Below are 13,700 nucleotides of genomic sequence, written 5' to 3' on the forward strand. Positions count from 1 at the left end.
CACGCACGAGCGCGCCGGGCGTTCGTGCGCGACCGACGGCCCGCCTTACGCAGCCTTGGCGCGGAACTGCGCGTACAGCGTAGTCGGCGGCGCATCGAAGTACTTGAGCAAGGCCGGGCACAGCCAGCCTTCCATGCCGATCGATTCGCTGCGATACCAGTTGCCGCTGAGGTCGGCGCGCTGCCAGTCCAGTTGCAGCTGATAGCCCGGAAACGGGTGGGTCGAGAACAGCAGGGTGAAGCCGTTCTGGGCGCCGTCGATGCCGGCGACCATGTGATCGATGATCGTATCGGCGCCGGAGACGAACGGCTCCTCGCGCAGTCCGACCGCGAGGTCGTCGAACACCCACATGCCGTGGGTCTTGTACGGATGAATCGCGACGATGGCGTTCATGGCGAGGTCCTTTGGCCAGAAAGGCCGGGACTATGGTGGCTAGCGCGCGCGTGCGCAAGGCATCGGTTCGGGTTGGTGACGCGTTCGGAGTATGAGCCCGGCGGATCGGAGCCGGCGTATTCGCGCAGCGGCCGCTAAGGCATTCGGAACTCCACACCTGGGCCGCGCATCGCTGACCGACGCGCTTTGCATTCGAGCACCGATACACACCATCGGATCGGCCACTTCGCGAGGCGCGAACAGCTAAACAAAACACGCAAAGAAAAAGCCGGCAATCTTTCGATTGCCGGCTTTCTTTGTAGTGGCGCGCCCGGAAGGATTCGAACCTCCGACCCCCAAGTTCGTAGCCTGGTGCTCTATCCAGCTGAGCTACGGGCGCCTAGTTGGAAAATTATGACGATTAATCAGCGCATCGTCAACATTTTTCAAACTCTTTTTTTGCTGATCATCGATACCGCCAAACCGACAATCAGCAAAGAAAAGCCGCCATTGGCGGCTTCCATTTGCAACTGGCGGAGAGTGAGGGATTCGAACCCTCGATAGAGCTTTTGACCCTATACTCCCTTAGCAGGGGAGCCCCTTCAGCCTCTCGGGCAACTCTCCGCATCTATTGAAGCAATGCGGGCGGGAAGCATAACGGCTCACCCGTTTTACGGCAACGCTTGCGACAAACTTTTTTTATCAGCCGCCAGCGTTTTTGCCAGAATCGTCCGACGCGTCCTCGCCACGCTGGATGCGCTGATAAATCTCCTCGCGATGGACCGCGACATCTTTCGGTGCGGTAATACCGATACGCACCTGGTTCCCCTTGACGCCGAGCACGGTGACGGTCACCGAGTCGCCGATCATCAGGGTTTCGCCGACGCGACGCGTCAGGATCAGCATTGAAAACCTCCTCGAGCCGGGACCGTAGTACCGGCGTTGGCATTCTTTTCCATCAGGAAGAATGCTTCAATTTGTACACAAACGTGAACCATCTTAGCGACCGGTCAAACTAGGTCGCAAGCGATAGAGGTCACTGTTCGCCATTCAGACAAGCTTACTCTCAACCCAGTGCGCAACGCCCGCAAGAGCCTGGATCAGGGCCGGGCCGTCATCGCCTCCGCCCTGCGCCATGTCCGGACGGCCGCCGCCTTTACCGTTGATCTGACCGGCCACGTGAGCGAGGAGTTCCCCCGCCTTGACCTTGCCAGCCGCGCTTCCGTTCACTCCAGCGACCAAGGCCGCCTTACCGTCGCTGGCGCCCGCCAGCACGATCACCGCGTCGCCAAGCTGCTGTTTGAGGCTGTCTACCGCCTCTCGCAACGCCTTGGCGTCAAACCCTTCCAGCCGGGTCGCTACCAGCTTGACCGCGCCGATCTGGGTCGCCGAGGCGGCCAGGTCGGAGGCGGCGCCGGAAGCGGCCTTGGCTTTAATCGATTCCAACTCGCGTTCGAGCTTCTTCTGCCGGTCGAGCAGCGCGCGCAGCTTGTCGGCCACATCGCCGGCGTTGCCGCCGAGAAGGCGCGCGGCCTGCTCCAGGCGCTGCTCCTCTTCGGCCACATAGTCCAGCGCGCCCTGCCCGGTCAGCGCCTCGATCCGGCGCACGCCGGCCTGGACGCCGCTTTCGGCCACGATCTTGAACAGGCCGATGTCGCCGGTGCGTGACACGTGGGTGCCGCCGCACAGTTCGGTCGAGGCCTCGCCCATGCGCAGCACGCGCACGCGGTCGCCATACTTCTCGCCGAACAGCGCCATGGCGCCGAAGTCGATGGCTTCCTGCATGCCCATCTGGTGGACTTCGGCTTCGTAGTTGCGGCGCACGTCGCTGTTGACCTGGCGCTCGATCTGGGCGAGCTCGGCGTCGGTCAGCGGGTTGAAGTGCGAGAAGTCGAAACGCAGGCGGTCCGGAGCGACCAGCGAGCCCTTCTGGGTCACGTGGTCGCCGAGCAGGCGGCGCAGGGCCGCGTGCAGCAGGTGGGTCGCCGAATGGTTGAGCACGGTCGCCGAGCGGCGGGCTTCGTCCACGGCGCCAAGGACGCGGTCGCCGCGCTTGAGGCTGCCGGCGGTAAGCGTGCCGATGTGGCCGTGGAACTGGCCGGCGAACTTCTGCGTATCGCCGACCACGAAACGGGTGCCGGCTTCGTCGAGCTCGCCGGTGTCGCCGACCTGGCCGCCGCTTTCGGCGTAGAACGGGGTGCGGTCGAGGATGACCACACCTTCGTCGCCGGCGTCGAGCCGCTCGACCGGCGCGCCGTCGCGCAGCAGCGCCACGACTTGCAGGCCGCCTTCGGTGAGGTGGTCGTAGCCGAGGAATTCGGTCGGCGCCAGCTGCGCGGCCAGTTCGGCCGGCATCGTGGTCGCGTTGCCGAACTTGCCGGCCTTGCGCGCGATGATGCGCTGCTTTTCCATCTCGACTTCGAAGCCGGCCATGTCCACCGACAGGCCGCGCTCGCGCGCGATGTCGGCGGTCAGGTCGGCCGGGAAGCCGTAGGTGTCGTAGAGCTTGAATGCGTCGGTGCCGGCGATGGTGCCGTGCGAGCGCGTGGCGATCTCATCGAAGATGCGCATGCCCGAATCCAGCGTCGCGGCGAAGCGCTCTTCTTCGGCGGCCAGCGCGGCTTCGACGAATTCGCGCTTGGCGGCCAGTTCCGGATAGGCATCGCCCATTACTTCGACCAGCGCCTTGACCAGCTTGTGGAAGAACGGCCCCTTCTGGCCGAGCATCCAGCCGTGGCGCAGCGCGCGGCGGATGATCCGCCGCAGCACGTAGCCGCGGCCGTCGTTGGACGGCAGCACGCCGTCCACGATCAGGAAAGAACACGCGCGGATGTGATCGGCGATCACGCGCAGCGATTTGTTCTCCAGATCGGCGGTGCCGGTGGCCTTGGCCGCAGCCGCGATCAGATGCCGGAACAGGTCGATCTCGTAGTTGCCGTGCACGCCCTGCAGCACCGCCGCCAGACGTTCCAGGCCCATGCCGGTATCCACGCACGGCGCCGGCAACGGCAGCAGCGTGCCGTCGGGCTGGCGGTCGAACTGCATGAACACCAGGTTCCAGATTTCGATGAAGCGATCGCCGTCCTCGTCGGGCGAACCCGGCGGGCCGCCGGCGATGTGCGCGCCGTGGTCGTAGAAGATTTCCGTGCACGGGCCGCAGGGGCCGGTGTCGGCCATCTGCCAGAAATTGTCCGATGCGAACGGTGCACCCTTGTTGTCGCCGATGCGCACGATGCGTTCGGCCGGCACGCCGATCTTCTTGTTCCAAAGATCGAAGGCTTCGTCGTCGGTGTGGTAGACCGTGACCAGCAGGCGTTCGGCCGGCAGGCCCCACACCTGGGTCAGCAGTTCCCAGGCCCAGGTGATGGCGTCGTCCTTGAAGTAATCGCCGAAGGACCAGTTGCCGAGCATTTCGAAGAAGGTGTGGTGACGCGCGGTATAGCCGACCTGATCGAGGTCGTTGTGCTTGCCGCCGGCACGCAGGCAGCGCTGCACGTCGGCCGCGCGCACGTAGCCCGGCTTCTCGCTGCCGAGGAATACGTTCTTGAATTGCACCATGCCCGAGTTGGTGAACAACAAGGTCGGGTCGTTAGCCGGCACCAACGGTGCCGACGGCACGATGGTGTGGCCCTTGCCCCGAAAAAACTCGAGGAAATCGCTGCGGATTTCAGTGGTGGTCTTCATGCCTGGGAGATAGTCGCCTGGTCGGGAGCGGACCGCTCGACCGAACCCATGCCACCACGATGGGGGCATCGACTGGAACAGGCAACCCGGGGACCCGAAAGCCGCGTAGCCTAGCAGGCCCGGGGGCTTTATGCGCAAGGCTGTGCAGCAAATATGCCCAGCCGTTCAGTCCTCGGCGCAGGAACGACTGGCATTACGCACGGTTTCGCCGTCGAAGCCGCGCCGTATCAGCAGATCCGCGGCCTTTCGGCGCAACGCCGGGTCCAGAAAATAGCCCTCGCCGTAGCGGCGCCGGGCCAATTCGCGGGCATTGTCGAGCCAATCGCCTTCGTAGTTCTGCAAAGCCTCGGAGACGATCTGACTGTCCAGGCCGTGCATGCCCAGCTCGGCGCGGATATGCACCGGGCCGTAGCCGTTGCCAGCGCGGCTGCGAATCATGCTCTCGGCGAAGCGGGCGTCGTTCTGCCAGCCGGCATCAGCGAGCCGATCGACGGCCGCCACGACCTCTTCGCGATCGAGCCCGCGCGAGGTCAGTTTCCGGGTCAGTTCCTTGCGCGAATGCTCGCGCCGGGTCAGCAGGCCCAGGGCGCGCTGAGTCGCGGTCTGCTCGCGCGCGCCCCGCCGGCGCGAACCGCGGGCGGCGTCGTTTAGACTTTCGTCGAATAACGGGGTGTAGTCGTTGTCGAAAGCCGCCTCGGCATCGGAATCCGGGCCGGATTGCGGCTCGGACGCAGCCGGTCCGCCGGGATTTGTCCGCCCCTCACCCGCTCCCGTGAGCTGCGGCGATTCATCTTCGGCATCGCGGGAGCCAGGCCGCCGAGACCATGTGGCCGGCCACCTGGGCCGCGCCGCGGCGTCCCGACCTGAAGCCGCGCGGCCTGGTTCAGGCGCGTTTTCTGACTCGTTCATTTCCGCGCCGTACGCGAGCCGCTTCGGGCGGTTTCGGCGCTGGCCGAAGCCGCCGCCGCCCAGGCCGGAGCGACGCGGCTTGCGGTCGGCTCCTGTCTCAAATGCTGACGGTGTTTCGTCGCCTTCGGTTTCGGCATCGATACCGGTGCCGGCACCTATGCCGGCCTCGGCTTCGCCGGATCGGGCCGCCCCGCCTACGCCCCCGCGCGCGCGGTCGCCCGTGGCGCCGCCGCGACCGGCTTCATCGCGAAGCGAAGCCGCCGCCTTGGCGTTGCTTTCGATCGCGCGCATACGCGCGCGCAATTCATCGAGATGCGCACCGCTACGGCCGGGCGAGGGCTCATCGCCCTGCCCGGCCGTGCCGTCGGCGCCACCACCATGGCGCCGTCCGTCATCCCGATCGGAACTCATCTAACCGTGCCGGCGAGGATCAGTCCTCGACGGCCTCTTCGCGCGGTGCGTCGCTGGGGACGAACTTCTCGCGCAGTTGCGCTTCCAGGCGCGCGGCGACCTCGGGGTTTTCCTTGAGGTACTGGCGCGCGTTTTCCTTGCCCTGGCCGATGCGCTCATCGCCGCAGCTGTACCAGGCGCCGGACTTCTCGACCAGCTTGGCTTCCACGCCCATGTCGATCAGCTCGCCTTCGCGCGAGATGCCTTCGCCGTAGAGGATTTCCGTGACGACCTGCTTGAACGGCGGGGCCAGCTTGTTCTTGACGACCTTGATCTTGGTCTGGTTGCCGATGATTTCGTCGCCCTTCTTGATCGCGCCGATGCGGCGGATGTCCAGGCGCACCGAGGCGTAGAACTTGAGCGCGTTGCCGCCGGTGGTCACTTCCGGGCTCTGGCCCGGCATCATCACGCCGATCTTCATGCGCAGCTGGTTGATGAAGACCACCAGGGTGCCCGAGCGCTTGATGTTGCCGGTCAGCTTGCGCAGCGCCTGGCTCATCAGACGGGCCTGCAGGCCGGGCAGCTGATCGCCCATTTCGCCTTCGATTTCAGCCTTGGGGGTCAGCGCTGCGACCGAGTCGATGACGACGATGTCGACCGCGGCCGAACGCACCAGCATGTCGGCGATTTCCAGCGCCTGCTCACCGGTGTCGGGCTGCGACAGCAGCAGGTCATCGACGTTGACGCCGAGCTTGGCGGCGTAGATGGGATCGAGCGCGTGCTCGGCGTCGATGAACGCGGCGGTGCCGCCGTTCTTCTGGCATTGGGCGATGGCTTGCAGGGTCAGCGTGGTCTTGCCGGAGGATTCCGGGCCGTAGATCTCGACCACGCGGCCCTTGGGCAGGCCGCCGATGCCCAGCGCGATGTCGAGCATCAGCGAGCCGGTGCCGATGACCTCGGCGACTTCGACCGCGCGGTCGCCCATGCGCATCACCGAGCCCTTGCCGAATTGCTTTTCGATCTGGCCCAGGGCGGCCGCAAGAGCGCGCTTTTTGTTCTCGTCCATCGCTGTATTCCTTAAGTCTGTCGTGGTGAGGGGAAGTTAGAGGACGCGCATCGCAGAGACTGAGACCGTCGCGCCTGGAACTAAATTATCGCCCGCCACCGTGGCGGTAAGCCGGGGCACGGCCTGGGCGGGGGTCGGATTTCTCCTCGAAATCGAGGCGGAAATCGACTCATCCAGGCCTTGCAATGCCGCTTGCGCGGCGTGTACGGGCGCGCAGGCGCGCACCGAGCCGTAACGATCGACGTTGGCCTTTGCGCGTCCCATGGTTCAGCGATTGGGCCGGACCAGGCCGCAGTACAGGCCTTCGATGGCGAAATCCTGATCGGGCTGGACCTCGATGGGCGCGTAATCGGGATTGCGCGGCAGAAGCCGGATGCGGTCCTTGCCGATCTTGAGCAGCTTGACGGTGATCTCATCGTCGATGCGCGCGACCACGATCTGGCCCGAGCGCGCGTCGTGGGTGCGGTGCACGCCGATCAGGTCGCCGTCGAAGATGCCTTCGTCGCGCATCGAGTCGCCCTTGACCTTGAGCAGATAGTCCGGCGACGGGAAGAACATGTTGCGATCGAGCAGCACGTAGTTGTCCGGCTCGACACCGGCGCCCGAGCCGATCGGCGAACCGGCGGCGACCCGGCCCAGCACCGGCAAGCGGATCGCTTCCTCGTCGTTGGCCGAAACCAGCCCGAGCTCGCGCTGGGCCTGTTGCGGCGGCTGCAGCACGCGGATGCCGCGGGCCCGGCCGGGGGTGCGTTCGATCGCGCCGGCCGCCTCGAGCGCGTCGAGGTGGTACTGCGCGGCGCGTACGCCCTTGAAGCCCAGGGCCTTGGCGATCTCGGTCTGGGACGGCGGGATACCCTCGGCGTCGATCCGTTCCGCGATCAGCGCGAGGATGGCTTGCTGGGTGTCGGTCAGATTCATGGTTAGTAGTATTACTACTAACGACCCGGGACAGCAAGGCCGCTGAGACGGAAATTTATTTGACACAGTCAATTAGTTATCCGAATCTGCGGCTCTGCCCATCGAGACGCCGTCATGGCCACCGATATCGAAACCGCCGAAGTAGACGCCATCCGCGCCTTCAACCGGTTCTACACCCGGCGTATCGGCGTGCTGCACGAGGACTTGCTGGGCAGCCGCTTTCCGCTGACCCAGGCGCGGGTATTGTTCGAACTGGCCCAGCGCGAACCGGTCGCCGCGCGCGACATCGGCGACACGCTGGGCCTGGACCCGGGCTATCTGAGCCGGATCCTGCAAACCTTCGCCGACGCCGGCCTGATCGAGAAAACCCGCTCCGAACTCGACGCGCGCAGCTTCGTGCTGACCCTGTCGGCCAAGGGCCGCGAGGCCTTCGCCCTGCTCGACCGCAGCTCGCACGAGGCCACCGCGGCGATGCTGGCGGCGCTGTCGCCGCTGGAGCGCGACCGCCTGCTGCGCGCGATCGCCGAAGCCGAGCTCGCGCTGTCGCCGCAGACGCTGCCGGCGGCGCAGCGGGTGCGGATCCGCACGCACCGGATCGGCGACATCGGCTGGGCGATCGAGCGGCACGGCCGGCTGTACGCGGACGAATACGGTTGGAACGGCGATTTCGAGGCGCTGGTGGCGGGCCTGTTCGCGCGCTTCGCCGCCACGCACGATCCCGAACGCGAGCGCTGCTGGATCGCCGAACTGGACGGCGAGCGCATCGGCTGCGTTTTCGTGGTGCGCAACAAGGACGATGCCGATACCGCGCAGCTGCGCTGCCTGCTGGTCGATCCGCGCGCGCGCGGGCTCGGCGTCGGCCGCAGCCTGGTGCGGACCTGCATCGAATTCGCCCGCGCCGCCGGCTACCGGCGCATGCTGCTGTGGACCAACGACCTGTTGACCTCGGCGCGGCGGATTTACGAAGACTTCGGCTTCAAGCTGATCGAGGAAGAGCGCCACCACAGCTTCGGCCACGATCTGGTCGGGCAGGTGTGGACGCGCGAGCTGGATTGATCGCGGCGCGCGTTTTCTGAGCCGCGCCGAATCACGCGGGCGGGCTCAGGCGACCAGCGCCTGCATGCCCATCAAGGCCGCGGCCACGGTCTGGCGGCGCACCGCCTCGCGATCGCCGTCGAAGTGGAAGACTTCCGCGCGCGGATAGCCGCCGCGGCGTTTCCAGGCAATCCAGACCGTGCCGACCGGCTTGTCCTCGGTGCCGCCGCCGGGCCCGGCGATGCCGGTCACCGCGACACCGATGGTCGCTCCGGTATTGGCCAGGGCGCCGGAGACCATTTCGATCACGGTCTCGCGGCTGACCGCGCCGAACTGTTCCAGCGTCTGCGGACGCACGCTGAGCAGGGCCTGCTTGGCCTCGTAGCTGTACGCGACCAGCCCGCACTCGAACCAGGCCGAGGAACCGGCGATATCGGTCAGGGTCTTGGCGATCCAGCCGCCGGTGCAACTTTCGGCGGTGACCAGCATGTGGTGATTGAGGCGGGCGTCCTCGCCGATCTGCTGGGCGAGGCGCTGCAAGGCGATGTCGGAGGCGTCTGCGGTCATGGCGCTCACTATAACGGGCGAAGGCGACGCGGCTTTGCTGAGTGAGTGGATGCGCTTGCGAGCCGCGGGCTCGCGCATCCACGAACGCCAGGGCGACCAGCCCTGACCGGGTCGTCAATCGATCGGGAGCGAAGCCGCCTGACTTCAGACGGCCGCGTCTGCCCCCGAAAGGTATGTCGCGATAAAGCCCTGGATCCCCGCCTTCGCGGGGATGACGGCCGGAAGATTCGATCTCCCATCGCCCCGCTGCCGCACTCCCCACGCCTGCAAGCGCGGCCAGCCCTGGCCGGGTTGCCAACCGATCGGGAGCGATGCCGCCTGACTTCAGACGGCCGCGTCTGCCACCGAAAGGCACGTCGCGATAAAGCCCTGGATCCCCGCCTTCGCGGGGATGACGGCAGGAAAGTTCGGTCCCCTCCCGCGCCCGCACTCCCAAGGCCTGCGAACACCGCCGCCGCCCGACCTCAACGCGCCCCAAACTCCCCGCGATACTTCTCCAACAACGGCCGCAATGGCACCTGCCAGATGTTGTAAAGCGAATTATCCCAGGCAGCGATGCGCTTCAGATCGGCGCGGGTCTGCTCGCGGGTCCGCGGATACCCCACCGGCACCGTGCGTTCGCTGCTGAAGTACAACGTCTTCAGATCCGGACTCAAGCGCGCTTCGGCATCCGAGTTCGGGCCGTTGACCACATCGCCCAGCCACTGCGGCGTGCCCCAGCCTGCGCCGCCGCGGAACACCACGAACAGATCCATCGACTTGCTCGCCGGTTCGCGCCGCGAGCCGAAGATCAGGAACGATTCGTCCGGCGCCACCGCCGGATCGACGTCGTTCTGCTCGCCGCCGCTGAATGGCAGCGGCTGCGGCTCCTCGAACCGGCCATCGCGCATCTGGCTGCGGAACAGTTGGAAATTGCCGGTCTTGGTGTTGGGCTGCATGAAGTACAGCGAACCGTCGGCGGCGACGGTTGGGGCGTAGATCGAGGTGCTGCGGTTGATCTGTTCCGGCAGACGCTCCGGCGCGCTCCAGCCCTTGCCGGTGCGGCGCACCTGCCATAGCGCGCTGGCTTTGCCCGGCCAGGCCTTGCCGTTGTAGAACCCATCGCCGGGCTTGTCGCCGGCGCGCGCCGGACGGTTGGACACGTAGACCATGTACGAGCCGTCGGGTGCCATCGATGGCTCCATGTCGCTCCATTCGCCGGAGAAATCCGCGATGCGCGGCTCGCTCCAGCCATCGGCGATGCGGTGCGATTCCATGATCGCCGCAGTGTCCGGCGCCTGCCGGCCGAAGTAGACGGTGTCGCCGTCGGGCGTGAACGCGGGCGCGGCGTCGTGGCCGGCGCCGGAGATCACCCCGGGCGAGAAAATCGTAGGCGCGGTTTGCACAGGCGCAGTCGCGGCGGCGAACGACGGCGACGACAAACCGGCGCACAGCGCCAATGCCGCCGACGCTTGCGCCAGCGGTTTGATCAAGGAAGTCATGCGGCAGTCCGATGCGTGGAAAGCGAACGTCGCGTCCGCGGGCAACACCGGTCCATGGCCCAGGTTCGCGGCTCACGCTAGGCGCGCGGACAGGCGCGGGCATGTGCCGCTAGTCATCGCGGGCGCCGGTTTGGCGCTTGCAGCAAGCATCGCTGACAAGTGTCAGGCGGCGCGATGGTGGCGGGTGCGATGCGCGAGATCGACGCTTGGGCGTTCGCGTCGTCGCAAAGTCGTTGATGAAGCCACGCAGTCGCAGCCTGCGCCGCTCCTGCAGTGCAACCGCAGGAGCGGCGATTACGAAACCGGACTGCAATGAAACCCCACGAAGGATTCGCCTACCCCGCTCCCGCCACGCCGCATGCGCAGCGGCGGGAGCATCGGCGGCCCTCAGGGCTCAGTACATCACCCGGAAGGTCATGCCATAGGTACGCGGTGCTCCGAGGAAGGCATTCCACGAACCGGTCTGCAGCGGCGCGTCGAAGCCGACCTGCTTGTATTCCTCGTCGAACAGATTCATCGCCCAGGCTTCGATCATCCAGCGCCGGTTCTTGGCGCCGAAGCCCAGGCGCGCGTTGACCACGGTGTAGGCGTCCTGCGACTTCTCCGGGTCGAGGTCGGAACCGGTGTTGTAGTCGGAGGAATACTTCGCGCCGATGTTGAAGCGGCCGACCAGATCGGAGGCGAAATCCCACTGGTACGTCACCGACGCCGAGGCCGACCACAGCGGCGCGAAGCTCGCGCGCGCGCCGGGCAGCTTGGCGAGGTCGGCATCGGGCAAGGGATCGTCGCCGTACTTGGTGTCGGCGTACATCACGCCGCCCTGCAGCATCAGGCCCTTGAGGCCGGTCTGCCACATGATTTCGGTGTCGATGCCCTGCGACACCACTTCCGGGATCGAACGCACCACGAAGCTGGTGCCCAGGAAGCTGTTGAGCTGGAAGTCGGTATAGGTCTGGTGGAACAAGGTCGCGTTGAGCAACAGGTTGCCGCCGGCCCAGGTGGTCTTGGCGCCCAACTCGTAGCTATCGACGAACTCGCCCGGGAACGAGGTGTCGTTGACCGGCGCGATGCCGGCGGTGCCCGCCGACAGGCCGTTGGAAGACTGCACGCGATCGAGATTGAAACCGCCGGCCTTGTAGCCGCGCGCGGCCGAGGCGTAGCCCATCACGTGCTCGTTCCAGCGATACGCCGCCTTCAACGTGCCCGACCATTCCTTCTCGTCGCGTTCCTGATTGGTCACCCGGCCGTTGTGCAAGGTGTTGGCCCACGGCAGGCACATGAAGCCGACCACCTGCGGCACCAGCGCGCCGAGCGCTGCGACCGGCACGCCGCGCGCGGCCAGCGCCTGGCCGACCCGCGCCGGATTCGACAGCGCCGCGCCGCAGCCCAGGCCGCCATTGGGATTGCTGTAGACCGAATCGAGTTCCTTGTTTTCCTTGGTGTAGCGCAGGCCCAGGGTGATATCGAGCTGATCGGTCGCGTGCCAGGTGTTGTTCGTGAACAACGCCACGCTCTTGCTGTTCTGCTGATAACGGTCGAGCGCGCCGAGGCCGCCGAAGCTGCTGCCGAACGGACGCCCCGCCGCCTGCGACAGGAAGGTCGCGGCGTTGGCGGTGTTGACCATGCCGGCCGGGAAACGCGCGGCGATCTGGCTCAGCACGGCGGTGGACAGATACGGCTCGTAGTGCGCGCCCAGGCTGTAGGAGTCGTTGCGCTTGAGGTCTTCGTCGGCATAGAACAGCCCGACCATCCAGTCGAGCTTGTCGGTCGCGCCGGTCAGGCGGAATTCCTGGCTGAACTGCTTGAAGCCGGTGAACGATTCGTCCGGATCGGCGTCGCGGTAGATCATGTCGGCGGTGGTGAAATCGAAGTCCAGGCCGTTGATCGCCTGCCAATCGCGCGAGGCGGTGATCGAGGTCAGAGTGGCGCCGCCGAACCACGGCGTGATCCAGTTGACCTCGGCGGAAATGCCCTTGTCCTTGATGTCCTGCGTGGTCGGGCGGTTGCTCCACGCGCGGCGCGCGAACGGATCGGCCACCGGCGCCACGCCGATGCCGCCGACCAGGCCGTTGATGATCGCCGAGGTCGGCCCGCGCACCGTGGTCAGGCCGACGCAGCAGTTTTCTTCGCGGCTGGTGAAGTCCGCGATCAGGTTGATGTCGAGGTTCTCGGTCGGCTCCAACAGCAGCTGGCCGCGCAAGGTGTGGAAGTTCTGGTCGCCGTCCTCGCGCTCGCCGCGCGGGCCGCGGCCGACTTCTACATCGGTGAAGCCGTCGCGCTTGCGCTTGGCGCCGTAGATGCGGAAGGCGGCGTTTTCGCCGATCGTGGTGTTGAGCGAACCGGCCGCGCCGAGCGCGCCGTAGTTGCCGATGGTGAGTTCGCCCTCCACCGTGGTGTCGTAGCTCGGACGGCGGGTGATCACGTTGATCACGCCGGCCGAGGTGTTCTTGCCGAACACCGTGCCCTGCGGGCCCTTGAGCACTTCGATGCGCTCGATCTCGCCCAGGTCGCCGAAACCCACGCCGTTGCGCGGGCGATACACGCCGTCGATGACCACGCCGACCGAAGACTCCAGACCGGCGTTGTCGCCTACCGTGCCGATGCCGCGGATGCGCGCCACCGTCTGCACCTCGCTCTGGGTGCTGCTGACGGTCAGGCCCGGCACCAGCAGTTGCACGTCCTTGACGTCGCGCACGCCGGTGTCGCGCAGCAGTTGCTCGGGCAAGGCGGTGATCGAGATCGGCACGTCCTGCATCGCCTCCTCGCGTTTTTGCGCGGTGACGGTCAGACCGGCGAGCGTCTTGGCTTCCTCTTGCTGCGGCGGCGCGGCGGCTTGTTGCGCCTGCGTCTGCGAAGCGAAAGCGGCCAGGCCGAATGCGATGGCCAAGGACAAGGACTTGCGACCCGGCGAGCGAGCGATCATCTGGTATTCCCCTTTGTGAAAACGTTTCGTCGAAAACGTGCGGACTTCGATGTCTGCGATGCGATGACGGTGATGCGGCCTGCCTGTGTCCGGTTCCCATCCGGCACGTGCCGCGCCAAGCGTCCAAGTCGCATGCGCGGTCCACGCGCGATGCGGCCCTGGTATGCGAGACGGGTATCGAATGTGCGTCCGGAAATTAGCATGACGACGGCACACGTCATGCGGCGTCGCAACACCTTTGTGTCGGCAAGTAATTGCGCCGGCGAATTCGGCGCGATAAACGAACGAACGTTCGGGTTTTAGCTGGGTGGATGGGCTTTGATCGGAGCGGCGCGAGTTCGCCTGTTCGTCTAAG

The 13,700-nt window shown here is 66.2% G+C and carries 9 protein-coding genes, 2 tRNA genes and 1 pseudogene; 1 reads left to right on the top strand and 11 read right to left on the bottom strand.

The features are described from left to right. Positions 1 to 45: 45 nt before the first annotated feature. The 8 genes and pseudogenes from LG3211_RS14470 to lexA form a co-directional block, all read right to left on the bottom strand. Positions 46 to 393, bottom strand: coding sequence for a DUF6717 family protein (locus tag LG3211_RS14470; RefSeq protein ID WP_057943457.1), 348 nt, complete (start codon positions 391 to 393; stop codon positions 46 to 48). Positions 394 to 695: 302 nt separating this feature from the next. Continuing rightward, positions 696 to 772, bottom strand: a tRNA-Arg gene (locus LG3211_RS14475). Positions 773 to 903: 131 nt separating this feature from the next. Next, positions 904 to 996 (bottom strand) — tRNA-Ser (locus tag LG3211_RS14480). Positions 997 to 1,074: 78 nt separating this feature from the next. Continuing rightward, complete coding sequence (gene csrA / locus LG3211_RS14485) at positions 1,075 to 1,278, bottom strand: carbon storage regulator CsrA (RefSeq protein WP_036111509.1); 204 nt, start codon at positions 1,276 to 1,278, stop codon at positions 1,075 to 1,077. Positions 1,279 to 1,422: 144 nt separating this feature from the next. After that, positions 1,423 to 4,056 carry an alanine--tRNA ligase gene (alaS, locus tag LG3211_RS14490; protein WP_057943458.1) on the bottom strand — a complete coding sequence of 878 codons (2,634 nt, stop codon included), beginning with the start codon at positions 4,054 to 4,056 and terminating at the stop codon, positions 1,423 to 1,425. A 165-nt stretch (positions 4,057 to 4,221) separates the two neighbouring features. After that, positions 4,222 to 4,683: pseudogene (recX, locus tag LG3211_RS27085) on the bottom strand (recombination regulator RecX); the annotation flags it as partial. Positions 4,684 to 5,395: 712 nt separating this feature from the next. Beyond that, on the bottom strand, positions 5,396 to 6,421 hold the full coding sequence (recA, locus tag LG3211_RS14500; protein WP_057943459.1) for a recombinase RecA: 1,026 nt from the start codon (positions 6,419 to 6,421) through the stop codon (positions 5,396 to 5,398). Between the two features lie 267 nt (positions 6,422 to 6,688). Continuing rightward, positions 6,689 to 7,339, bottom strand: coding sequence for a transcriptional repressor LexA (gene lexA, locus LG3211_RS14505; RefSeq protein WP_057943460.1), 651 nt, complete (start codon positions 7,337 to 7,339; stop codon positions 6,689 to 6,691). Between the two features lie 114 nt (positions 7,340 to 7,453). Here lexA and LG3211_RS14510 point away from each other — a divergent pair, with 114 nt between their 5' ends. Then, positions 7,454 to 8,395: a bifunctional helix-turn-helix transcriptional regulator/GNAT family N-acetyltransferase gene (locus LG3211_RS14510; protein ID WP_057943461.1), complete on the top strand. Its 942-nt coding sequence runs from the start codon at positions 7,454 to 7,456 to the stop codon at positions 8,393 to 8,395. A 45-nt stretch (positions 8,396 to 8,440) separates the two neighbouring features. Here the strand turns inward: LG3211_RS14510 and LG3211_RS14515 are convergent, their stop codons facing one another. From LG3211_RS14515 to LG3211_RS14525, 3 genes are all read right to left on the bottom strand, one after another. Beyond that, the gene (locus LG3211_RS14515; RefSeq protein WP_057943462.1) at positions 8,441 to 8,941 is read right to left on the bottom strand and encodes a CinA family protein; all 501 of its coding nucleotides are present in this window, start codon (positions 8,939 to 8,941) and stop codon (positions 8,441 to 8,443) included. A gap of 464 nt (positions 8,942 to 9,405) precedes the next feature. Continuing rightward, a complete protein-coding gene (locus LG3211_RS14520; RefSeq protein WP_057943463.1) occupies positions 9,406 to 10,422 on the bottom strand; it encodes a TolB family protein in 1,017 nt (338 codons plus the stop codon). Between the two features lie 394 nt (positions 10,423 to 10,816). Next, positions 10,817 to 13,345, bottom strand: a complete 2,529-nt coding sequence (locus LG3211_RS14525; protein WP_057943464.1) for a TonB-dependent receptor — start codon at positions 13,343 to 13,345, stop codon at positions 10,817 to 10,819. Positions 13,346 to 13,700 lie beyond the last annotated feature (355 nt).

It is taken from the genome of Lysobacter gummosus (genome assembly GCF_001442805.1).
Lineage (GTDB): Bacteria > Pseudomonadota > Gammaproteobacteria > Xanthomonadales > Xanthomonadaceae > Lysobacter > Lysobacter gummosus.

Coding starts and splice junctions, on each gene's coding strand:
- LG3211_RS14470 (WP_057943457.1), bottom strand. CDS start 393: ATGAACGCCATCGTCGCGATTCATCCGTACAAGACCCACGGCATGTGG.
- csrA (WP_036111509.1), bottom strand. CDS start 1,278: ATGCTGATCCTGACGCGTCGCGTCGGCGAAACCCTGATGATCGGCGAC.
- alaS (WP_057943458.1), bottom strand. CDS start 4,056: ATGAAGACCACCACTGAAATCCGCAGCGATTTCCTCGAGTTTTTTCGG.
- recA (WP_057943459.1), bottom strand. CDS start 6,421: ATGGACGAGAACAAAAAGCGCGCTCTTGCGGCCGCCCTGGGCCAGATC.
- lexA (WP_057943460.1), bottom strand. CDS start 7,339: ATGAATCTGACCGACACCCAGCAAGCCATCCTCGCGCTGATCGCGGAA.
- LG3211_RS14510 (WP_057943461.1), top strand. CDS start 7,454: ATGGCCACCGATATCGAAACCGCCGAAGTAGACGCCATCCGCGCCTTC.
- LG3211_RS14515 (WP_057943462.1), bottom strand. CDS start 8,941: ATGACCGCAGACGCCTCCGACATCGCCTTGCAGCGCCTCGCCCAGCAG.
- LG3211_RS14520 (WP_057943463.1), bottom strand. CDS start 10,422: ATGACTTCCTTGATCAAACCGCTGGCGCAAGCGTCGGCGGCATTGGCG.
- LG3211_RS14525 (WP_057943464.1), bottom strand. CDS start 13,345: ATGATCGCTCGCTCGCCGGGTCGCAAGTCCTTGTCCTTGGCCATCGCA.